The sequence below is a fragment of the Fontibacillus panacisegetis genome, assembly GCF_900102215.1.
Classification (GTDB): Bacteria; Bacillota; Bacilli; order Paenibacillales; family Paenibacillaceae; genus Fontibacillus; species Fontibacillus panacisegetis.
This window is the reverse complement of sequence record NZ_FNBG01000041.1, coordinates 14,375-35,289: the sequence shown is the minus strand read 5'-3', so window position 1 is coordinate 35,289 and position 20,915 is coordinate 14,375. Positions and strand designations below refer to the sequence as shown.

Below are 20,915 nucleotides of genomic sequence, written 5' to 3'. Positions count from 1 at the left end.
TTCGGTCCCTATCTGTCGTGGGCGTAGGAAATTTGAGAGGAGCTGTCCTTAGTACGAGAGGACCGGGATGGACGCACCGCTGGTGCACCAGTTGTTCCGCCAGGAGCATAGCTGGGTAGCTAAGTGCGGTAGGGATAAGCGCTGAAAGCATCTAAGCGTGAAGCCCCCCTCAAGATGAGATTTCCCAATTAGTAAGACCCCTTGAAGACGACGAGGTTGATAGGCCTGAGGTGGAAGTGCAGCAATGTATGGAGCTGACAGGTACTAATCGGTCGAGGGCTTATCCAAATTCCTGAATATTCAGGTCTAACTTGCAAATCTAGTTTCGTATCCAGTTTTCAAGGATTAAGGCCTTGGATTAGGCTTGGAGAGATACCCAAGTGGCTATAAGGGGACCCTCTGCTAAGGGGTTAGACTGCGTAAGCGGTGCGAGGGTTCGAATCCCTCTCTCTCCGCCATTTGAACAAGCTTATATTATATATGGCGGTGTAGCTCAGCTGGCTAGAGCGTACGGTTCATACCCGTGAGGTCGGGGGTTCGATTCCCTTCGCCGCTACCATATTTTTTTCGGAGGCTTAGCTCAGCTGGGAGAGCATCTGCCTTACAAGCAGAGGGTCAGCGGTTCGATCCCGTTAGCCTCCACCATCTATAAATTTATATTTCTTAGTGTGCCGGTGTAGCTCAACTGGTAGAGCAACTGACTTGTAATCAGTAGGTTGGGGGTTCAAGTCCTCTCGCCGGCACCATTTTCATTTTTATCTATCGCGGAGTCGTGGTGTAGAGGCCTAACATGCCTGCCTGTCACGCAGGAGACCGCGGGTTCGAATCCCGTCGACTCCGCCATTCAATTTTATGTATGTTTCCACAAGGAAGTGGGAAGGTTATCAACTGGACCTCTTTATTTTTTTGACCATTTTCAAATACATATGGCTCGGTAGCTCAGTCGGTAGAGCAGAGGACTGAAAATCCTCGTGTCGGCGGTTCGATTCCGTCCCGAGCCACTTTTATGTCACTCAAACTTCGGATTGAGGAGACATATATATCTGGAGGCTTAGTGAAGTGGCTAAACACGGCAGACTGTAAATCTGCTCTCTACGAGTTCGGTGGTTCGAATCCATCAGCCTCCACCAGATTGTGAGCCATTAGCTCAGTTGGTAGAGCACCTGACTTTTAATCAGGGTGTCGAAGGTTCGAGTCCTTCATGGCTCATCTCAAAAGTCGTCAACTACGGTTGGCGGCTTTTTTACTTTTCACATGATTTTTGTCGTAGCGATAGATTGTGATAGAATAAACATGAATTCTTTGAAATAATACTCGACGGAGAGGCATTTCGTTATGGAGATTAAAATTCTTAAGCAACAAGTGGAGCAAATTATAGGAATTCCTATAACGTTATCGGAAATGGACCGTTCAGCATGGAGCGCCCTGACTGAAACAGAGCAATCAGTTATGCTACCCTCAGGTTCTCTTAGGTTACAGGATCGATATTTGTGGGCATGGGAGCGAACCGCATCTTCAGTACATGTACTTGAGGCTGATAATTCGGTCATAACTGAGAATGAAGCATCGCTTATTGACCTTCTGCTTGCATCGATCCGTGAGGGTCATAAATCCGATCATAAAACCTCCTCAAAACGTGATGATGAATCGCGTAGTTTGCAGCTTGGGGAATGGATTTTGGGGGAAGTTGAGCGAGATCAATATAATAATCCTGTTCCGGATTATATAGCCCTGAAGAGTAAGATACAGTCATCGATGCTGCCCTTTATGCTAAGCTGTGATCACGGTACTGGACAAGGAATTTCTTTTTCGAAATTGAACAAGCTGCTTCGTAGTTTTTTTGGCGGAGAGATGGTGCTGATTCCTTTGCGTGAGGATTGGTTGATCCTGGTGAGTGAGAGCTTGTTGATGGATCTTCGGGAAGATAACGATGAAGAAGCTGAAGATGACGTTCTTGACGCTTTATGTCAGGGGCTTTATGAGCTAATCTCAAATGAATGGGGTGGAGGGGGGTATCATCTAGCTGCCTACGAACCAATTGAAGCGGATCATAGCTTAGTACAAGTTACGGTATCCTTGCGCGAAATCCTCCAGATAGGCAAACTGTTTAATGTTACAGAGCATATTCATTTACCGTGGAAATTGCAGTTAGAGCGAATTGTATATAGCATTCCAGGTCATCAGCGGCAACGCTTTATTGAAGAAACCAGAAAGCACGACGCGCTGTTTGAGGATGAGGAGACTCTGACTACATTAGATACTTTTTTTCAATTAGATTGTAATGTGAGTGAGACAGCAAAGCGATTGTATATTCACCGTAACACGTTGATTTATCGTATTGATAAATTCAAACAGGAGACGGGTCTGGATGTAAGGACCTTTCAGGATGCGGTTTTAGTTAAGTTAAAACTGTTATTGTACAAAGTGACAAAAAGGGATTAGTTTTTTTGTGCAGTTTGTGTATGTTAATTTTAGGCTGAGTTCGGTAATATAAATATATGAAATGTATCCGATTACATTAACTATGTTGAACTACAACAAATTATAATTTTTAGGAGGAAATATTCATGGCAGGTGTACGCTTAGAGCATATTTTCAAAAAATACCCAGGTTCCGACAAAGCAACGGTAGTAGACGTTAATCTTGATATCGCAGATAAGGAATTCCTCGTATTGGTTGGTCCATCCGGTTGCGGTAAATCAACTACACTGCGTATGATCGCAGGTCTCGAAGAAATTTCCGAAGGTAAATTGTACATTGGCGACCGCGTTGTGAACGACGTAGCTCCTAAAGACCGTGACATCGCGATGGTATTCCAATCCTACGCCCTGTACCCACACATGAACGTGTATCAAAACATGGCATTTGGTTTGAAACTTCGCAAAGTGAAGAAAGAAGAAATCGATCAACGCGTTCGCGAAGCTGCAAAAATTCTCGACATCGAGCATTTGCTTGATCGCAAACCAAAAGCTCTCTCCGGTGGTCAACGTCAACGTGTTGCCTTGGGACGTGCGATTGTCCGCGATCCACAAGTATTCTTGATGGATGAACCACTCTCTAACTTGGATGCTAAACTGCGTGGTCAAATGCGCGCGGAAATCACTAAATTGGTTAAACGTCTTGAAACTACTTGTATCTACGTAACGCATGACCAAATCGAAGCTATGACGATGGGTGATCGTATCGTTGTTATGGAAGCTGGCATAATTCAACAAGCAGCTTCTCCAGAAGAACTTTACAACCAACCAAAAAATATGTTCGTTGCAGGTTTCATCGGTTCCCCAACTATGAACTTTGTGAACGGTACATTGGCTGAAGAAGGCGGCTCCATCCGCTTCAAAGCTTCTAACCTGAACCTGGAAGTACCTCAAGGTAAAGCTACTATTCTGAAAGATAAAGGATATGTAGGTAAAGAAGTTATCATGGGTATTCGCCCTGAAGATATTCATGAAGAGCCAGTTTTCTTGGAAGCTTCTCCACAAACCGCATTCACTGCAAATGTATACTTGACTGAAAACCTTGGTCATGAAATGCAATTGTACTTGAATGGTGCAGGTACTGACGGCCTGATCGCTCGTGTTGATGGACGCTCCAATACTCGTGAAGGCGACAATGTTAAACTTGCGATTGATATGAACAAAATCCATATCTTCGACAAGGAATCCGAATTGAACGTATTCTTTAACTAATCAGCTCGATTTCTTAATAAAACCGCCCTCCAGGGCGGTTTTTTGTATGAGCAGAGGGTCTGTGATTGATTTACGAGGCAATTTCCTTTACGATGAATACAAGATTATTGAAATGAAGCTGACAGAGATTATTTACATAACACTTGTAAGGGCATTCCGGTGGTGTATGTGAATTGAGAGCCGGTCTGGGAAAGGGAGAACAGCATGGCTAAAAAAGTAAAAGTATCGGAATTGGTCAACCAGTTTGGACTTGAGGTTGTTTCCGGCGAGCAAGGGCTTAAAAGAGTAATAACGGTAGATGATTTATATCGTCCTGGTCTTGAGATGGCCGGATATTTTGAATATCATCCGCCAGAACGTGTACAAATTCTTGGAAAGACAGAGCTTGCTTTCTATGAAATGCTTCCTATAGAGGAACGCAAGGATCGTATGGAACGGCTGTGCAGCAGTGAGGAGACACCGTGTATAATTGTCACTAGATCATGGGAAGTGCCGCAAGAGCTTATAGAAATCAGTGCCAAGAAGGATATTCCGGTATTACGCAGCAGTATGGCGACGACAATTTTATCAAGCCGTATTACCAGCTTCCTTGAGAAGAAATTAGCACCAAGCGCAACTATTCACGGGGTTTTGGTGGATGTATACGGTGTAGGTATGTTGATAACAGGAAGCAGTGGTATCGGGAAAAGTGAAACCGCTCTTGAGCTGGTTAAGCGGGGACACCGACTCATTGCCGATGATGCGGTTGAAATTCGCCAAACTTCAGATAATCAATTGCATGGCACTGCACCTGAATTGATACGTCACCTGTTGGAAATTCGCGGTGTAGGCATTATTAATGTGATGACAATGTTTGGCGCAGGGGCGATTCGTAACAATAAGCGTATCTCACTCGTTGTAAGACTTGAAGCATGGCAGCAAGAAAAGCAATATGATCGTCTGGGACTTGATGAAGAGACGACTCGCATTATTGACACTGATGTACCACTGGCTACTATTCCAGTTCGTCCTGGACGTAACCTTGCGGTTATCATTGAAGTAGCTGCGATGAATTTCCGCTTGAAACGGATGGGTTATAACGCTGCACTGCAATTTACAACGAAGTTGACAGAGACAATTGCAGAAGATGTAGACGATTTAGATTAGGAGAGTGAATAATGGACACCATGTTGCTGGACCCGGTTGCTTTCTCAATCGGTTTTATTACAGTGCGCTGGTATGGCCTGATTCTTGGCGCTGGAGCATTGGCTGGTTTATTGTTAGCCATTTGGGAAGGAAAACGGTTTAACATTCCCCAAGAGTTCTTTATGGATTTGTTATTGCTCGGTGTCCCTTCAGCAATAGTTGGAGCAAGAATTTATTTTGTAGCTTTTAAGTGGGAGGACTACAAGGATAACTTCTGGGATGTATTCAAAATATGGAATGGTGGAATCGCAATATATGGCGCTCTGATCGGGGCCATAATATGTGCGGTAATATTATTTAAAAGACGCGGCTACGATTTTTGGCGAATTGCAGATATTTGTGCTCCATCACTTATTATCGGGCAGATGATCGGTCGATGGGGTAACTTTGTTAATCAGGAAGCCTATGGCGGACCAACAACCGAAAGCTTTTTGAGCGATTATTTGCATTTACCATCGTTTATTGTGAATCAAATGAATGTACAAGGGACATTCCATCATCCAACATTTCTTTATGAATCGGTATGGAACTTTGCAGGTCTGATCCTTCTACTCGTATTGAGAAGAAGAAAATTTATGCGTGCAGGAGAGTTGTTCCTTTCGTATTTTATATGGTATTCGATCGGACGTTTCTTTATCGAGGCGTTGCGTACAGATAGTTTGGCATTTCAAGGTGCGGCTTGGGTTGCTAGCTTTGTAAACACACTTTGGTCTCCAATGACCTGGATGGGCTTTGAACAAGGCAATCTGGATGCTTCTTATGGGAATGTTCGGATATCACAGTTGCTTGCTATTTTTATCATTGTCATCGCTATTGCATTGATTATTGTTCGACGCAAGACGGTCCGCAATTTACCGCGGTATAGCGATCCGATCGTTTGTACAAAATCAGTTGTTGTAGATCAGCAGCCTGTTGTTAAAGCTACAACTAATGAACATTCTGCTGAAGAGCAGGATGCAACTAACAAGCAGGAATAGCAACAAAACAGGAAGCAACCATTTATGAATCAGCTAAAGGAGTCACCAACTAAAGGAGCAGCAGCCAGATGATAACTACGGTGTTATTTGATCTTGATGGCACAATTATTGATACTAACGAGCTTATTATTTCCACGTTCATGCATGTTTTGGGCAGGCACTTCCCGGAGGAGCCGTACACAAGAGAACGTATTATTCCACATATGGGTACGACATTGGAACAGCAGTTCAGAGTTTTCTCAGGAAAAGAGGATGTTGCGGAGCTGATCAAGGATTACCGTACGTATAATAATGCACAGCATGACGCGATGGTACGAGAGTTTCCTCATGTAAATGAAGTTATTAGTAAGCTTCATCAGAGAGGGATTCATCTTGGTGTCGTTACAACAAAAATTCGCCCAACAACGATGCGTGCACTGGAAATGTTCGGGCTCCTGAAGTATATGGAAACCATTGTTACCGTGCAGGATGTGGAGCATCCTAAGCCTCATCCTGAACCGGTATTAATGGCTATCTCGAAGCTGAATGTTGATCCGGAAAGCACACTGATGGTAGGGGATAGTGCGGCTGATATACAATCTGCGAATGCGGCAGGTGTGAAATCCGCAGCTGTAGCTTGGTCACTGAAGGGTGTAGAAGTGCTGAGTAAGTATAACCCTGATTATATTCTTCATGATATGAGAGATATTTATCGCGTGTTGGGATGGGAGCCAGAGAAGAAGTGAGAAAGGTTCAACGTTATCCGGTTGAGGGTCCGAACGCTTTATGGCAATTGTATCGGACTGTAAGTCCGTGGAAGGGAATTAAAAATTTTATTTTTATTCAGTTCGCGAGATATTGTCCGATACTTTCATTAAAAAATTGGATCTACCGCCGGATACTCGGCATGAAAGTCGGAGAGCATACTGCCTTCGGACTAATGGTGATGGCGGATGTGTTTTTCCCTGAGCTGATTACGATTGGACGGAATTCTGTTATTGGATATAACACAACTATTCTTGCGCATGAATATCTAATCAAGGAATATCGGCTAGGGGAAGTCCATATTGGTAATGACGTACTAATTGGAGCAAATTCAACGATATTGCCTGGTGTAACCATTGGAGACGGTGCTGTAGTGGCTGCCGGATCAGTAGTGCATAGAGATGTAGCTCCCGGATCATTTGTTGGTGGAAATCCGCTGCAAGTATTGGAACGGAAAAATCCAGAAGAATAAATATTGTGTTGAGGAAAAGGGGAAGGCCGATAATTCACTGTCGGTCTTTTTTATTTTAAACAGTTATCATTTTTGGCACAGACGCGGGACCAAGGAAACTATAAAAAATGTCCAAATTAGGATAAGATGGTATAAAAGACGGAATTAATTAAGGGTATTTCTATTTTTTAAGCTCATATTCAGCTATGATTCAGTTAAGTCAATTATTATTGATGGTACAAAAAAGTATTGTAGGAGCGTAAACAATGAAGCAGCTAATAGGGAAGGAACGTTTGCCACAACTGGATCTATTTCGGGCATTCGCCATTTTGGGAGTAATTCAGGTTCATGCAACCTCGAATGCAGCGGCTGGGCAAGCCTTAAATTCTTCGATCTATTATTTTTACAATTGGTGGAACATCTTTTCTAGGATGGGTACGACGTCTTTTATTTTTCTTAGCGCATTTGTCTTATTCTATAACTACTACGACAGACCTTTGAATCGGGAAATTATTGGCCGTTTCTATAAGAAACGTCTCACTTTTATCATTATCCCATATATATTAGTCTCTATCTGCTACTTTACACTGCTAGCCTTGCAAAGAGGGGATTTTGTCAACAATTCTAAAATGTATGAGCTGCAATCCCTTGGGATGAAGCTGCTCACTGGAACAGCTTACACACATCTGTATTTTATCTTTATTAGTATTCAGTTCTATATTTTGTTTCCACTGATTTTGTGGATCATTCAGAAGCTGCGCAACAGAACAACCTGGCAGGTTATGATCATACCTATTGGTATTGCTCTGCAATTAGGTTTCTATTTTCTGAACAAGTATGAGCTACATATCTCGAACAAGGGAAGCTACGCGATTTCTTATATTGGTTATTATTTGATGGGTGCGATAATAGCCGTGTTTTTCGATCGGATCAAGGGCTGGCTTAATAGCGACTGGAGGGATTTATCGAGACAGAGCAAAATCTGGACAGCATTGTTATGGGGCGTATGGATTGTAGCGACATTTATTCATGCCCAGCTATGGTATAGCTTCCGTCTAGGGTTGAGCAGACCGAGTACTACATTGTTTGAGATTGTTTGGGAAATACAGACTTTGTTAGTAGCGATAGTGCTGCTAAGATTGTCGTTTGTAGTATATCGAAAAGGATCAGTATTCTGGATCAAGGCGTTGACTCGGATCGGAGAATTATCGTTCGGTATTTATCTATTCCATCCGGTTGTTCTTATGTACTATCGTAATTTTACCGGTGGGAATGGGATGTCTGGTGATTCGCCGCTATACTTGCTGTACATTGTTGGAGGAGTAATATGTGTATTGCTTGTATCTTGGGTTTTTGTACAGTATTGCTTCAAATGGTTTCCACTTTCGACATGGTTCCTTGGCAGCAAGCCAAGCTCATTGAAGAAGAAGCCTGTGAAGGACGGCAGCACCTCAGGAAAGCGCTCAGTTAATACGAATATGTAATGAAAATTTAAATGAAAAAGACTTGGCCCATAGGCTAGGTCTTTTTGTTCTTATGTTAGGTTATAGCAAAGTTCCAGAAGTCATGACAGTTACGATTTTTATCACTATACTAAGAGATAGTGAGCGTTGACGCATGAAGAGTAAATATGATAAGATATGCCATATTCTTTAATTTGGTAGCATGGTAGTACTTTAATATAATAAAGTAAAAATGAGTCATATCTTACATTACTTGATACTTAACTATGATGATAAGAGGTGAAGGTTTTGCCGAAACCGAAGGGATTTGAAAAACCGATTGGTGTTCGCGACTATCTTCCTTATGCAGCAGGAAAGCTACGAGCGATTGAACGCAGTGTTCTCGATTGCATGGCAAGCTGGGGATACCGTCAAATCATGACACCAACGATGGAATATTATGATACGGTGGGGGTGGCAAGCTCCACATCGGACCAGAAACTGTTCAAACTGCTGAACAATCGGGGAACAACGATGGTGTTAAGATCCGATATGACATCGCCGATCGCGCGGGTTGTATCATCTTTATTGAAGGAAGAACCATTACCGCTTCGATTGTCATATCACGCTAATGTTTTTCGTTCTATAGAAGAAGAGGCGGGTAAGGAAGCAGAGTTTTTCCAGACTGGTGTTGAACTGGTTGGGGATGATTCACCGGAAGCAGATGCTGAGGTGGTTGCTCTAGCAGTAGCTTCGTTACAAGCTGCAGGAGTAGTATCGTTCAAGATCGCAATCGGGCATGTTGGTTTTCTGAATGGCTTGATCGAGGAAGCTATTCCTGAGCAGGGTGATCGTGAAGCTTTGAAGGAGGGTCTGCTTCATCGTGATTATGTAGGATTTCGAGAGACGCTAGCAGGGCTATCAATTCCTTCGGAGAAGAAAGAGGAGCTGGAGGGAATTCTCAGACTCCGTGGTGGTAAGGAAGTATGCGGACAGGCGTTGGAACTGAGCCATAGTCCACTTGCACAACATTCGGTGCAGCATCTTGGCAAGGTGTGGGATGCACTTGAAGATCACGGTGTAGCACAGCATGTGATGATTGACCTAACTATGATTGGGGATTTCTCTTACTATACAGGCATGACATTTGAAGGGTATGCTGCGGATCTGGGCTTCCCGGTATGTAGTGGAGGACGTTATGACAACTTGCTTCAGCAATTCGGACGGCCTGCACCAGCTACGGGATTTGCGCTTAAAACCAACCGTATTCTGGACGGAGTCGACGGGATCGAATTTTCTCCGCAATTGCCTGTACTTTTGCAATATGATGCAGCTCATCGGAAGGAAGCTCTTGCAGAGGCGCGGAAACTTCGCGCAGCAGGACGTAGTGTCATGATGAGGCATGTTGATCAGTCGGAGGAAGTGTTGACTAAAGCGGAGACTCGAGTGGGTCCACTAGGACCATCTTACGGGGAAACGATCTCTTTTGTAAGCAAAAGTTAAGGATTGAGGCTGAAGGGAGGGCCAGATTATTTTGGGTGAGATAATTAAAGTTGCAATGCCTAAAGGGCGTATTTATAAAAAAGCTTCTGCCTTGTTCCGTGAGGCCGGGATTCAAATTCCTACTGACGTGGATGAGACTCGCAAGCTTGTGATTCCGCTGCCGGAGATCGGAATGGAATTTATTTTGGCTAAGCCAGTGGACGTACCGACTTATGTAGAATATGGGGTTGCCGATATCGGGATTGTTGGCAAAGATGTGCTAATGGAGGAAAATCGGGATGTGTACGAGCTACTTGATCTCGGTATTGCCCGCTGCCGTATGTCAGTCATTGGTTTACCTGATTGGAAGCCGGCTATTCATCAACGGGTCGCGACCAAGTATCCTAATGTGGCATCACAATATTTTCGTGAGCAGGGTCAGCAGGTTGAAGTGATTAAGCTGAACGGTTCGATAGAGCTTGCGCCACTTATCGGCCTGGCGGACCGAATTGTCGATATGGTGGAGACCGGACAGACGCTTAGAGAGAATGGCTTGGTTGAGATGGAGAGTATTTTTGAGATTACTAGCAGACTTGTAGCGAATCGGGTAAGTTACCGGATGAAGAACGCGGAAATCCAGCAGGTATGCGATGCGCTGAGTAAAGTAATTCAAGCAAAGTAATTGGGCAGGCAATGAAGATACGGAGCGAACGGGTAGGAGGACTAAGGAATGAAAATTGTGAAGGCACAGGATTTTGATTTGCGCAGAGAGGTTGAATATGGATCGCCAGAGCAAAATGAAGCGGTTCGCAAAATTGTGGCGGATATCAAAAAAGAAGGGGATGCAGCGCTGCTTCGTTACACGGAGAAATTTGACGGAATGAAGCTGGAAGCAGCTTCGCTTCGAGTAACGCAGGAGGAGCTGCACGCCGCTTATGAACAAGTGGAGCCTTCATTTGTTGAGGCAATATCAGCAGCTGCTGATAATATCCGGGCTTTTCATATGAAGCAGAAGCGGAACTCCTGGATGGACCTGCAGCCGGATGGAAGCCTCTTGGGGCAGGTTATCAGGCCGTTACATCGGGTAGGTGTATATGTACCTGGCGGTAAGGCGGCTTATCCTTCTTCAGTTCTTATGAACGTTATTCCTGCTCAAGTCGCTGGCGTACCGGAAATTGTGATGGTTACCCCTCCGGCTACGGGTGGGAAAGCAGGGATTGATCCGTACATTCTAGTAGCAGCAGCTGAGGCGGGTGTGAACGAAATTTACCGGGTTGGCGGGGCGCAAGCGATAGCTGCTTTGGCCTACGGTACGGAGAGTATCGCACCTGTCGATAAAATCTGTGGTCCAGGCAATATTTATGTGGCGCTCGCAAAACGTGAAGTGTTCGGAGCTGTTGATATTGACAGTATTGCAGGACCGAGTGAAATCGCAGTTCTGGCAGATGATAGTGCTGATCCCGTCTATGTGGCAGCTGATCTGTTGTCACAAGCCGAGCATGATGAGATGGCATCCGCTATTTTGGTCACCCCATCCGAGCAATTTGCGAAGGCTTGTCAGGCGGAGGTGCAGCGTCAACTGGCGGAACTGCCGCGGCGAGATATCGCAGGAGCCTCAATTGAGCAGTATGGAGCTGTTATTCTAGTTGGTACTATTGAAGAAGGTATTGAGGTTATTAACAGATTAGCACCGGAGCATTTTGAACTGATAGTGGATAATCCGATGGGATACCTTGCCAGCATTCGTAATGCCGGGGCGATATTCTTAGGACCTTATAGCTCTGAACCTGTAGGTGATTATTTTGCCGGACCGAATCATATCATTCCGACGAACGGAACCGCCAGATTCTCATCTCCAGTTGAGGTGGACGATTTTATTAAGAAATCGAGTCTGATTTACTATAGTAAGGAAGCTTTACTCAGTAACGGCGATACGATAATGGAGCTGGCACGTCGGGAAGGGCTGGAAGGTCATGCCCGGGCGATTGAGGTTCGGCTGCTTAAAGAGGGAAAGGCGGGGGCTAACGATGACAACAAATAATGGTGAAGTGCGGGAACGACGTGCGGAAATCAGCCGCAAAACGAATGAGACGGATATTAAGCTTGCTTTTGCTGTAGATGGAAGCGGGCAATCCCAATTGGAGACAGATGTACCCTTTCTGAATCATATGCTGGATTTGTTTACGAAGCATGGACATTTTGATCTGTCTGTTCAGGCGCATGGCGACATTGAGATCGATGATCATCACACTGTTGAAGATATCGGGATTTGCTTAGGGCAATGTTTGCGTGAGGCGCTTGGTGATAAACGCGGAATCAAGCGTTACTCCAGTGTGTTTATTCCGATGGACGAAGCGCTTGCTCAAGTTGTTATCGACGTAAGTAACCGCCCGCATTTTGAATATCGAGCGGAATATCCTTCAGATCGGGTGGGCAGCTTCGATGTACAGCTCGTGCATGAGTTCCTGTGGAAACTCGCGCTGGAAGCACGGATTACGCTGCATGTTATCGTCCACTATGGGCAGAACACGCATCATATGATTGAAGCTGTGTTCAAGGCGCTTGGACGGGCTATTGATGAGGCAACGACTGTTGACCCTCGCGTGACGGGTGTGCCTTCGACGAAAGGAGTGCTATAGCAGTGGCGATAGCAATTGTCGACTATGGCATGGGTAATCTGCACAGCGTCAGCAAGGCTGTGCAGCGGCTCGGATTTGAGGGCATCGTGACTGGAGATGCCGACATTATTCTTGGCGCGGACGGCGTGTTGCTGCCCGGCGTTGGCGCTTTTGGCGATGCGATGGAGCATCTTCGCGAGACGGGCCTTGATGCGGTAGTGCGGCAGGCAGCCGCAAGCGGCAAACCGCTGCTCGGCATATGCCTCGGCATGCAGCTGCTCTTCAGCGAGAGCGAAGAGCATGGCAAGAACGAGGGGCTTGGTATTTTGCCGGGCAGTGCGGTGCGCTTTAAAGGCGGCGAAGGCTTTAAAGTGCCGCATATGGGATGGAATCGGCTGGAGTTTCTACAGCCGAATAGTCCGCTTCTGGCAGGCCTTAAGGAAGGACATGTATACTTCGTACATTCCTATCATGTGCTGCCGGAGCGTAAGGACGATCTGGTGGCCGTTACAGATTACGGCCATCCTGTCACCGCTATTGTTGGGCGTGACAATGTGTTCGGCATGCAGTTCCACCCGGAGAAGAGCGGTGAGCTTGGCATGGCGTTGTTACGGAATTTTCTGTCTCTTGCTAAAGGCTCGGAGAATTCAAAGGGCTAGAGAGCTAAGGTTATGATCAGGGCCAGATATAAAAGCTACGAATTGTTATTGCTATGCTAAGAGCGGGAGGAAGGTCATTATGTCATTCATTATTTATCCGGCGATTGATATTCGGGGAGGTAAATGCGTACGCCTCGTACAAGGAGACTATAATCGCGAGACTATATACAATGATAATCCGATTGAGGTTGCTAAAGATTGGGAAGCTCAAGGCGGATCTTTTATTCATCTTGTAGATCTGGATGGAGCTAAAGAGGGAACTCCTGTGAACCACGAGCTGATCGGTCAAATTGCCCGCAGTGTGCAGGTGCCTGTTCAAGTAGGCGGCGGTATGCGTTCGATTGACGATGTGAAAAAGCTGATCTCGCTTGGGGTAAGCCGCGTAATCCTCGGTACAGCAGCGATTGAGGATCGCGAGTTTACGGAAGCAGCCCTTGGCACATACGGTGATAAGGTTGCGATCGGGATTGATGCACGGGGCGGTTTTGTGGCAACTCGCGGCTGGCTGGAAACCTCCGAGGTTCAGGCAGAGGTATTGGCGAAGGAGCTTGCGGCTAAAGGTGCAGAGACGTTTATTTTTACTGATATTTCAAGAGATGGCATGATGCAAGGACCAAACGTAGAAGCGATTGCCTCCCTTGCTGCGGCCTCTGGTAAAACGGTTATTGCCTCCGGCGGTGTAACCGTACAGGATGATCTGCTTAAACTAGCTGCATACGCGGATAAGGGTATTGGCGGAGCGATCGTGGGTAAAGCACTCTATACGGGTAATATCGATTTGGCTAAGGCGATTCAGGCGATTAAGGATTTGAAGTAATATTCGTTGTGAATATTACTGCATAAGTACATCTTTTTTACTAGAGTAGATGAGATGATTGGAATATACCTGCAAAAGTGCATCTTTTTTGGACTCATTGACTTAATCATAGCTGGTCTAACGTTCAATTCCTGCATTTATGCAGGCTTTTCTAGCAAACGGGTGCTTTCAGTCTAAAATTCCTGCACTAATGCAGGCTTTATTCCTTTGTGATACGAGAAGAATGTAAGTAATAACAGGTAAACGGAAAGGAAGTCGAACACGATGCTCGCAAAGCGAATAATTCCTTGTCTTGACGTGAAGGATGGGCGTGTTGTAAAAGGCGTTAATTTTGTCAATCTCCGCGATGCCGGAGACCCTGTAGAGCTGGCCGCGCTCTATGATCGCGAGGGAGCAGATGAAATTGTCTTTCTTGACATTTCTGCCTCAAATGAGGGCCGGGCTACGATGATTGAAGTCGTCAAGCAGACTGCCGGGGAAATCGCGATTCCTTTTACAGTAGGAGGGGGGATCTCCCAGGTTGACGATATGAAACGTATTTTGCGGGCAGGTGCTGACAAAATCGGTATTAACACAGCAGCTGTGCTGAATCCGGCATTGATCTCGGATGGGGCGCGCCGATTTGGTTCGCAGTGCATTGTTGTGGCGGTTGACGCCAAATACAATGAATTGTGGGGAGAATGGGAAGTTTATACTCATGGTGGGCGTAAGCCTTCGGGTATAAAAGCGCTGGACTGGGTTAAGGAAGCCGAATCGCGCGGTGCAGGAGAAATTCTGCTGACGAGTATGGATGCTGACGGGACGAAGGACGGCTTTGATCTTCCTTTAACCTCTGCAGTAAGCAGCTTGGTAGGAATTCCGGTGATTGCCTCAGGCGGGGCAGGTAAGACTTCAGATTTTTATGATGTGTTCACAGAAGGTAAGGCAGACGCCGCACTTGCTGCGACGATTTTTCATTATAAAGAAATTTCTGTACCGGATCTGAAGCAGGATCTGAAATCAAAAGGGGTGGAAATTCGATGACAGCTAGTCAATCGTTGCAATTATCTTTGTCATTAGAGAGTTTAGTAGAAGCAATCAAGTGGGATGAGAATGGGCTAGTACCGGCCATTGTTCAGGATGCTAAATCCAAGGAAGTGCTAATGCTCGCTTATATGAATCAAGAGTCTTTGAGCAAATCAGTTGAATCCGGGCAAACTTGGTTCTGGAGCCGTTCCCGTGCAGAGCTCTGGAATAAGGGTGCAACTTCTGGCAATACGCAGGATATTACTTCTCTTCGTTATGATTGCGATGGAGATACATTACTCGTAGAGGTCAATCGTAAAGGACCAGCGTGTCATACTGGTGAAAATAGCTGCTTCTATCGTACAGCGGCAACTGCAGCAGCTAATGAACAGGCTGGGTCATCTTCAGCTGATCTATCTGTCCTTGGGGGCCGTTTTGCTGTATTGGATGAGCTGGAGCGTCTAATTGCTGATCGTTACGAAGAGCGCCCGGAAGGTGCATACACAACTTATTTGTTTGATAAAGGGATCGATAAAATTCTGAAAAAAGTAGGCGAAGAGACGGCTGAATCGATCATTGCAGCGAAAAATGGCGACAACGATGAGCTGCGGTATGAAGTCAGCGACTTGATCTATCACCTGCTGGTGCTGCTGCGTGAGCGAAATTTACCTTTGGATGACATTATGCATGAGCTGGAGCGGCGTCATGAGCGCCCACGCCGGGATTAATGGGGTGGTCCAAGGTGCTTATTGATTATCATACCCATCATGAACGCTGCGGGCATGCAGTAGGTACTCTGGAGCAATATGTACAGCGAGGAATTGAGATCGGATTGTCCCAAATCGGATTGTCCGATCATATGCCGCTGCTGCACGTTGATCCGGCCACCTATTATCCTGAAATGGCCATGCCGATGGAAGAGCTTCCGCGTTATGTGGAGGAAGCCTTTGCTCTTAAAGAGAAGTACCGCGGACAAATTGAAGTGCGTGTAGGTCTCGAAGGAGATTATATTGAGGGCTGGGAACAGGAAATCGAAAAAATCGTAAAGGCTTATCCTTGGGATTATGTGATAGGATCGGTGCATTTTCTCGGAGAATGGGACGTTTCAGACTTCCGTCAGGTTCATAACTGGGAAGGTCAAAACGTCTTTGCTGTGTATGAACGGTACTATGATGCAGTAGCTAAGGCAGCAAAAACCGGGTTCTATGACATTATGGGGCATCTTGATGTCATTAAAAGATTCGGCAATCATCCTGATATCTCGCGTCAGGAGGAGACGATCAGACTGGAACATCAGGCATTATCCGCTGTGGCAGAGGCGGGTGTTGCGATGGAGCTTAACGCTTCAGGCTTATCAAAGCCTTGTGCAGAGATGTTCCCTAGTCGCCGAATGCTGGAGGCAGCATTGCAAATCGGCATTCCGCTTACAGTAGGCTCAGACGCTCATGATCCGCTGAAGCTGAGTGATAATTTGGATCATGCCAGAAGGCTGCTTCATAACATAGGTGTCAGGGAGCTTGCCACCTTTGAGCAACGAAAGAGAACGATGATTCCGTTAGAATAATGTGTATATCAAGTCAATTGAGTCTGTTATAGTATAATTTATACGGAAATTTCAGGAGGGGTATAAGGTATTATGGGGGCCAAGCTGCGAATATTTTCAGGTTCATCGAATCAAGTGCTGACGGCGCAAATTTGTGAGCGATTGGGTGTAGAGCCGGGTAGAGTAAAATTGTCACGGTTCAAAAGTGGTGAGATTTATGTTCACTATGAGGAGAGTGTACGTAACTCGGATGTGTTCATTATTCAGTCACTCGCGCATCCCATCAACGAGCTGTTCGTTGAATTGCTGGTGATGATCGATGCAGCCAAACGGGCTTCGGCCAGAACGGTTAATATCATTATGCCTTATTACGGATATGCCCGTCAGGAGCGCAAATCAGCTCCCCGTGAGCCGATCTCAGCTAAAATGCTGGCGGACGTTCTTACGACGGCTGGTGCTAGCCGAGTAGTAACAATAGATTTACATGCTCCAGCTATTCAGGGCTTCTTTAACATTCCGGTAGACCATTTAACAGCTCTTGATCTGATGACAGAGTATTTGAGAGCTCAAAATATTAGCAATCCTGTCATAGTATCACCTGATGCTGGACGGGCTTCTACTGCGGAGAACTTAGCTGATGGATTGGATTCACCATTTGCTATCATGATTAAGAAGCGTCCTGCTCATAACCAATCCGTTATTACGCATGTCATCGGTGATGTTCAAGGCTGTACACCAATTATCATAGAGGACCTTATCGATACAGGTACGACAATCGTTAACGTTGTTGAGGGGCTGAAGGAACGCGGAGCCAAGGATGCGTATGTGTGCGCAACACATGGATTGTTCTCGGCTGATGCTATTCAAAAACTGCAGCATCCGAACATTCGAGAGGTTGTCATTACGGATTCTATTGCCCAGCCTGTGCAGCTTCCAGCTAATTTCAAAGTGTTGTCGGTTGCTCCGATGCTTGCGCAAGCTACTCAGTTCATCATGGAAGGCGGTTCTATTGCGGCATTGTTCAAGGACAGGGGCATTTGATTGAAATATTGATGCGAATATATCGTCTAAGCATGATAATGGGACCGATCGCTATGTGCGAATGGTCCCTATTCTATTTTTAGGTAACAAGATCAATTTTTCCTAATTATAGATTTTTTAATATTTATTACCCGTTTTCGTCGTGGGAGGACAGCTTTCACTATGTTATACTGTGAGGTAGGATAAAAAAAGATTGAAGTATGTTGGGAGGTGCCTTGTTTGAAAGAGAAACAACAACCTGAAGAGAACATGCAGCGGAAAGTGCTGCCGATCTCAATGGATGCGGGCTTTTTCTTTGAGAGGGCTGTCTCTTCACTTGACCGTCGTCACTATGACAAGGCATTAAAATATTTTCGCAAAGCGGTAGAATTTGAACCGAATAATCCGGTAAACCATTGCAATATGGCGGGTATTTTGTCTGAAATGGGTAACTATGAGGATTCGAATGCTGCGTTAGCAGTCGTTCTGGAAGAGATTGATCCATCTATGACGGAATGCTATTTCTACATGGCAAACAACTATGCGAATATGGACATGTTTGAAGAGGCTGAGGAAGCGCTAATTACTTATCTGGAACAGGATTCGAACGGGCAGTTTTTGCTGGAAGCTGAGGAAATGATGGATCTGCTTCAGTACGAGTTGGATCGTCCGACACAAATAAAGAGCATTAAAGTAATGGAAGGCGTAGTCGAGCATGATAAAGCTAGAGAGTTGCTGGAAGAGGGCAAGTTCACTCAGGCTGTGAAGCTGCTGGAAGACATCGTTGAGAAGAAGCCTGATTTTATGGCGGCTCGCAACAATCTGGCACTAGGCTACTATTATTTAGGATTGTTCCCTAAAGCGCTTGATACCATACATGAGGTTCTTGAGGCGGAGCCAGGCAATCTGCATGGGTTATGCAATCTTGCTATTCTGTATCAGCATGCAGGAGAGCTGGCAAGGCTGAGTGAATTAGCGGTACGATTAAGCAAAATTGTGCCGTTTCATCAGGAGCATTTATTTAAATTGGCAACGACAATGGGAATTTTAGGTCAGCATGGTGCTGCTTACGGCCATTTTAAACGTCTTCTTCAAAATGAAGATATGAAATACGACCCTTCCTTATCTCATTATGCTGCCGTTGCAGCTTATAATACGGGAAATTACGAGGCTGCTAATTCTCTATGGCATCAGGTTAAGCGACTTGATCCGGACGGTGAGCTTGCAGACTTTTATATCCATCGACTTGAATTGATTAACGCGGGTGCAGAGCCGTATCCGATCAGCTATCAATATCATCTTCCATTTGAAGAACAGTTCAAGCAATGGGGTAGCGGGATAGATGGAATTCCTGCTGAAATTAGGGAAAATCCGATGGTGAGGTCTTCTTTTTTCTGGGCACTGCGTCATGGGGATTCAAAGACAAAGCTCCAGGTCATTCAGGCCTTTGGATTGATCGCTGACCTTGAAGTGGAGGAAGCATTGAAGGATTTTCTGCTTGAGCCTGAAGAAGATCCTTATCTGAAAGATGCGGCGTTGTTTGTACTTCGCAGTCTCGGTGTTAATAAACCGCTGCCCGTATGCTGGGGTGAGACGACTACGATTGTGGACCCAAGCCGAGTGGCTTCAAAGCTGCCGATATGGAAAAGTGAGTGGCAAGAGGTTGTCGATCTGGCTATGAAGCAGATGAAGCGCAGCTGTGATTTAAGCCAACAGCTCGATTTAGAGACTCTTTGGGCAGAGTTTCTAACTTTGCTATATCCGAATACTCCGGCAATTACCCATATAGAGGGCTGGGCGGCAGCTCTAGAATATCTGATAGCTAAAATGCATCGCCGTTCAGTTACTTATGAAACGATTGCGGAGCGTTACGGTATTTCCGCTTCTACCGTGCGCAGATATGCTAGCCGGATTGATGAAGTGTGCGGTGTTAAAGAAAAAATGAAAAATATTTTTCCGTCAGTACAGTAGTGCAAAAATGTCAGACTTCCTTCTGACCTTGGGTAAGCAAGCTTAACTTGGGTAAAACTTAGAATAGTGACCATTGTTTGATTACTATACTTGAGGAGGAAGCCAATGTACAAAGCAATTGTAGTTGGAACCGGACCTGCTGGTCTTACGGCAGCTATATACTTGGCCCGCGCTAATCTGAATCCACTTGTTATTGAAGGCACTCAGCCAGGAGGCCAGCTAACGACTACGACAGAGGTAGAGAATTTTCCGGGATTTCCTGATGGGATTCAGGGACCGGAGTTAATGGAGCATATGCGCAAGCAGGCTGAGCGTTTTGGAGCTGAGTTCAGGTCTGGGTGGGTAGACAAGGTTGATTTTTCAGGGCGCCCCTTTAAGATTCAGATTGAAGGGGGCGAGGAACTGGAGACGGAAACGGTTATTCTGTCGACCGGAGCATCAGCCAAGTATTTAGGTATCCCGGGCGAGCAGGATAATGTTGGACGAGGGGTTAGTACGTGTGCAACCTGTGATGGATTTTTCTTTCGAAACAAAAGAATCATCGTAATTGGTGGTGGAGACTCTGCTATGGAAGAAGCTAACTTTCTCACGAGGTTTGCTTCCAGTGTTACACTAGTGCATAGACGCGATGAGCTTCGGGCATCCAAAATTATGCAGGAACGTGCACAAAGCAACGAAAAGGTGAAGTGGGCGTTGAATCGAACCCCGCTTGAGGTTGTAACGAATGAGAACGGGATTGTTAAAGGCTTAAAAGTCCGTAATAATGCTACCAATCAGGAGGAGCTGGTGGAGGCTGAAGGTGTGTTTGTCGCAATCGGACATACACCAAACACCAAATTCCTTGGGGAGCAGGTTCAGACGGATGACCATGGTTATATCGTAGTCAAGCCAGGGACGACTCTAACGAACGTTGAAGGGGTATTCGCATGCGGAGATGTACAGGATACTCGTTATCGTCAGGCGGTTACAGCAGCGGGATCGGGCTGCATGGCAGCGATGGATTGTGAGAAATATCTTGAAGGAAGTATGGTGCATGATTGGAGCGGTATGCTCTGATGCGCTGTTTGGAATATAGGGAAGGCCAACCACAATTGAGGGTTGGCCTTTTTGTTCAATATTAGAAAGTATAATTTTCAATGGCGGGAGTAATATCATGATATCAAGCAAAGCCTGCAAAAATACAGTTTTTTATAGTGGAAATGAAGGATATGAGTACAAAACTGCAAAAGTGCAGGAATGTTTTTCGGAAGGGCTACTTGGAACAGGATTTTTAGAAAGAACCTGCACAATTGCAGTAATTTAGCATAATCAG

Annotated in this window: 20 protein-coding genes, 8 tRNA genes and 1 rRNA gene; all 29 read left to right on the top strand. The window is 45.5% G+C overall.

Annotation, left to right across the window (positions count from 1 at the left end; all coding sequences use genetic code 11):
- Window positions 1-288: ribosomal RNA gene (locus tag BLS49_RS22400) — 23S ribosomal RNA — on the top strand; the annotation flags it as partial.
- 78 nt (window positions 289-366) lie between these two features.
- Window positions 367-458, top strand: a tRNA-Ser gene (locus BLS49_RS22395).
- Between the two features lie 24 nt (window positions 459-482).
- Window positions 483-559: transfer RNA gene (locus tag BLS49_RS22390), tRNA-Met, on the top strand.
- 10 nt (window positions 560-569) lie between these two features.
- Window positions 570-645 (top strand) — tRNA-Val (locus tag BLS49_RS22385).
- A gap of 25 nt (window positions 646-670) precedes the next feature.
- A tRNA-Thr gene (locus BLS49_RS22380) sits at window positions 671-746 on the top strand.
- A 20-nt stretch (window positions 747-766) separates the two neighbouring features.
- Window positions 767-843: transfer RNA gene (locus BLS49_RS22375), tRNA-Asp, on the top strand.
- Window positions 844-928: 85 nt separating this feature from the next.
- Window positions 929-1,001, top strand: a tRNA-Phe gene (locus BLS49_RS22370).
- A 44-nt stretch (window positions 1,002-1,045) separates the two neighbouring features.
- A tRNA-Tyr gene (locus BLS49_RS22365) sits at window positions 1,046-1,130 on the top strand.
- Between the two features lie 6 nt (window positions 1,131-1,136).
- Window positions 1,137-1,209: transfer RNA gene (locus tag BLS49_RS22360), tRNA-Lys, on the top strand.
- 126 nt (window positions 1,210-1,335) lie between these two features.
- Window positions 1,336-2,442 (top strand): PucR family transcriptional regulator, encoded by a 1,107-nt coding sequence (locus BLS49_RS22355; protein WP_091235953.1) that lies wholly within the window; start codon window positions 1,336-1,338, stop codon window positions 2,440-2,442.
- Between the two features lie 125 nt (window positions 2,443-2,567).
- On the top strand, window positions 2,568-3,689 hold the full coding sequence (locus BLS49_RS22350) for an ABC transporter ATP-binding protein (RefSeq protein WP_091235951.1): 1,122 nt from the start codon (window positions 2,568-2,570) through the stop codon (window positions 3,687-3,689).
- 204 nt (window positions 3,690-3,893) lie between these two features.
- Complete coding sequence (hprK, locus tag BLS49_RS22345; protein WP_091235949.1) at window positions 3,894-4,835, top strand: HPr(Ser) kinase/phosphatase; 942 nt, start codon at window positions 3,894-3,896, stop codon at window positions 4,833-4,835.
- Between the two features lie 11 nt (window positions 4,836-4,846).
- On the top strand, window positions 4,847-5,851 hold the full coding sequence (gene lgt / locus BLS49_RS22340) for a prolipoprotein diacylglyceryl transferase (protein ID WP_091235947.1): 1,005 nt from the start codon (window positions 4,847-4,849) through the stop codon (window positions 5,849-5,851).
- Window positions 5,852-5,919: 68 nt separating this feature from the next.
- Entirely contained in the window at window positions 5,920-6,576 is a 657-nt protein-coding gene (gene ppaX, locus BLS49_RS22335; protein ID WP_091235945.1) for a pyrophosphatase PpaX, read from the top strand.
- Window positions 6,573-7,067, top strand: coding sequence for an acyltransferase (locus tag BLS49_RS22330; RefSeq protein WP_175471513.1), 495 nt, complete (start codon window positions 6,573-6,575; stop codon window positions 7,065-7,067). The genes ppaX and BLS49_RS22330 overlap by 4 nt, the downstream gene beginning before the upstream one ends.
- 245 nt (window positions 7,068-7,312) lie before the next feature.
- Window positions 7,313-8,530 (top strand): acyltransferase, encoded by a 1,218-nt coding sequence (locus BLS49_RS22325; protein WP_091235942.1) that lies wholly within the window; start codon window positions 7,313-7,315, stop codon window positions 8,528-8,530.
- Between the two features lie 267 nt (window positions 8,531-8,797).
- Complete coding sequence (locus BLS49_RS22320; RefSeq protein ID WP_091235940.1) at window positions 8,798-9,991, top strand: ATP phosphoribosyltransferase regulatory subunit; 1,194 nt, start codon at window positions 8,798-8,800, stop codon at window positions 9,989-9,991.
- Between the two features lie 31 nt (window positions 9,992-10,022).
- The gene (gene hisG, locus BLS49_RS22315) at window positions 10,023-10,652 is read left to right on the top strand and encodes an ATP phosphoribosyltransferase (RefSeq protein WP_091235939.1); all 630 of its coding nucleotides are present in this window, start codon (window positions 10,023-10,025) and stop codon (window positions 10,650-10,652) included.
- Window positions 10,653-10,700: 48 nt separating this feature from the next.
- On the top strand, window positions 10,701-12,011 hold the full coding sequence (gene hisD, locus BLS49_RS22310) for a histidinol dehydrogenase (RefSeq protein ID WP_091235937.1): 1,311 nt from the start codon (window positions 10,701-10,703) through the stop codon (window positions 12,009-12,011).
- On the top strand, window positions 11,998-12,609 hold the full coding sequence (gene hisB, locus BLS49_RS22305) for an imidazoleglycerol-phosphate dehydratase HisB (protein WP_091235936.1): 612 nt from the start codon (window positions 11,998-12,000) through the stop codon (window positions 12,607-12,609). The genes hisD and hisB overlap by 14 nt, the downstream gene beginning before the upstream one ends.
- Window positions 12,610-12,611: 2 nt before the next feature.
- Window positions 12,612-13,247 carry an imidazole glycerol phosphate synthase subunit HisH gene (gene hisH / locus BLS49_RS22300; RefSeq protein ID WP_091235934.1) on the top strand — a complete coding sequence of 212 codons (636 nt, stop codon included), beginning with the start codon at window positions 12,612-12,614 and terminating at the stop codon, window positions 13,245-13,247.
- A gap of 79 nt (window positions 13,248-13,326) precedes the next feature.
- Entirely contained in the window at window positions 13,327-14,064 is a 738-nt protein-coding gene (gene hisA / locus BLS49_RS22295) for a 1-(5-phosphoribosyl)-5-[(5-phosphoribosylamino)methylideneamino]imidazole-4-carboxamide isomerase (protein WP_091235932.1), read from the top strand.
- Between the two features lie 264 nt (window positions 14,065-14,328).
- The gene (gene hisF, locus BLS49_RS22290; protein ID WP_091235931.1) at window positions 14,329-15,087 is read left to right on the top strand and encodes an imidazole glycerol phosphate synthase subunit HisF; all 759 of its coding nucleotides are present in this window, start codon (window positions 14,329-14,331) and stop codon (window positions 15,085-15,087) included.
- Entirely contained in the window at window positions 15,084-15,797 is a 714-nt protein-coding gene (gene hisIE, locus BLS49_RS22285) for a bifunctional phosphoribosyl-AMP cyclohydrolase/phosphoribosyl-ATP diphosphatase HisIE (RefSeq protein ID WP_091235929.1), read from the top strand. The genes hisF and hisIE overlap by 4 nt, the downstream gene beginning before the upstream one ends.
- 14 nt (window positions 15,798-15,811) lie before the next feature.
- Complete coding sequence (gene hisJ / locus BLS49_RS22280) at window positions 15,812-16,633, top strand: histidinol-phosphatase HisJ (RefSeq protein WP_091235960.1); 822 nt, start codon at window positions 15,812-15,814, stop codon at window positions 16,631-16,633.
- 72 nt (window positions 16,634-16,705) lie between these two features.
- A complete protein-coding gene (locus tag BLS49_RS22275; protein ID WP_091235927.1) occupies window positions 16,706-17,653 on the top strand; it encodes a ribose-phosphate diphosphokinase in 948 nt (315 codons plus the stop codon).
- Window positions 17,654-17,872: 219 nt separating this feature from the next.
- Window positions 17,873-19,603, top strand: coding sequence for a tetratricopeptide repeat protein (locus BLS49_RS22270; RefSeq protein WP_425432173.1), 1,731 nt, complete (start codon window positions 17,873-17,875; stop codon window positions 19,601-19,603).
- A 105-nt stretch (window positions 19,604-19,708) separates the two neighbouring features.
- Entirely contained in the window at window positions 19,709-20,659 is a 951-nt protein-coding gene (gene trxB, locus BLS49_RS22265) for a thioredoxin-disulfide reductase (protein ID WP_091235926.1), read from the top strand.
- 97 nt (window positions 20,660-20,756) lie between these two features.
- Window positions 20,757-20,906, top strand: a complete 150-nt coding sequence (locus tag BLS49_RS24920; RefSeq protein ID WP_175471512.1) for a hypothetical protein — start codon at window positions 20,757-20,759, stop codon at window positions 20,904-20,906.
- Window positions 20,907-20,915 lie beyond the last annotated feature (9 nt).

Excerpts from the sequence above, each read along its gene's own strand:
- hisA (WP_091235932.1), top strand. The coding sequence starts at position 13,327 with ATGTCATTCATTATTTATCCGGCGATTGATATTCGGGGAGGTAAATGC.
- BLS49_RS22350 (WP_091235951.1), top strand. The coding sequence starts at position 2,568 with ATGGCAGGTGTACGCTTAGAGCATATTTTCAAAAAATACCCAGGTTCC.
- hisF (WP_091235931.1), top strand. The coding sequence starts at position 14,329 with ATGCTCGCAAAGCGAATAATTCCTTGTCTTGACGTGAAGGATGGGCGT.
- BLS49_RS24920 (WP_175471512.1), top strand. The coding sequence starts at position 20,757 with ATGATATCAAGCAAAGCCTGCAAAAATACAGTTTTTTATAGTGGAAAT.
- BLS49_RS22275 (WP_091235927.1), top strand. The coding sequence starts at position 16,706 with ATGGGGGCCAAGCTGCGAATATTTTCAGGTTCATCGAATCAAGTGCTG.
- hprK (WP_091235949.1), top strand. The coding sequence starts at position 3,894 with ATGGCTAAAAAAGTAAAAGTATCGGAATTGGTCAACCAGTTTGGACTT.
- BLS49_RS22325 (WP_091235942.1), top strand. The coding sequence starts at position 7,313 with ATGAAGCAGCTAATAGGGAAGGAACGTTTGCCACAACTGGATCTATTT.
- ppaX (WP_091235945.1), top strand. The coding sequence starts at position 5,920 with ATGATAACTACGGTGTTATTTGATCTTGATGGCACAATTATTGATACT.
- hisIE (WP_091235929.1), top strand. The coding sequence starts at position 15,084 with ATGACAGCTAGTCAATCGTTGCAATTATCTTTGTCATTAGAGAGTTTA.
- hisB (WP_091235936.1), top strand. The coding sequence starts at position 11,998 with ATGACAACAAATAATGGTGAAGTGCGGGAACGACGTGCGGAAATCAGC.
- lgt (WP_091235947.1), top strand. The coding sequence starts at position 4,847 with ATGGACACCATGTTGCTGGACCCGGTTGCTTTCTCAATCGGTTTTATT.
- trxB (WP_091235926.1), top strand. The coding sequence starts at position 19,709 with ATGTACAAAGCAATTGTAGTTGGAACCGGACCTGCTGGTCTTACGGCA.
- hisD (WP_091235937.1), top strand. The coding sequence starts at position 10,701 with ATGAAAATTGTGAAGGCACAGGATTTTGATTTGCGCAGAGAGGTTGAA.
- BLS49_RS22355 (WP_091235953.1), top strand. The coding sequence starts at position 1,336 with ATGGAGATTAAAATTCTTAAGCAACAAGTGGAGCAAATTATAGGAATT.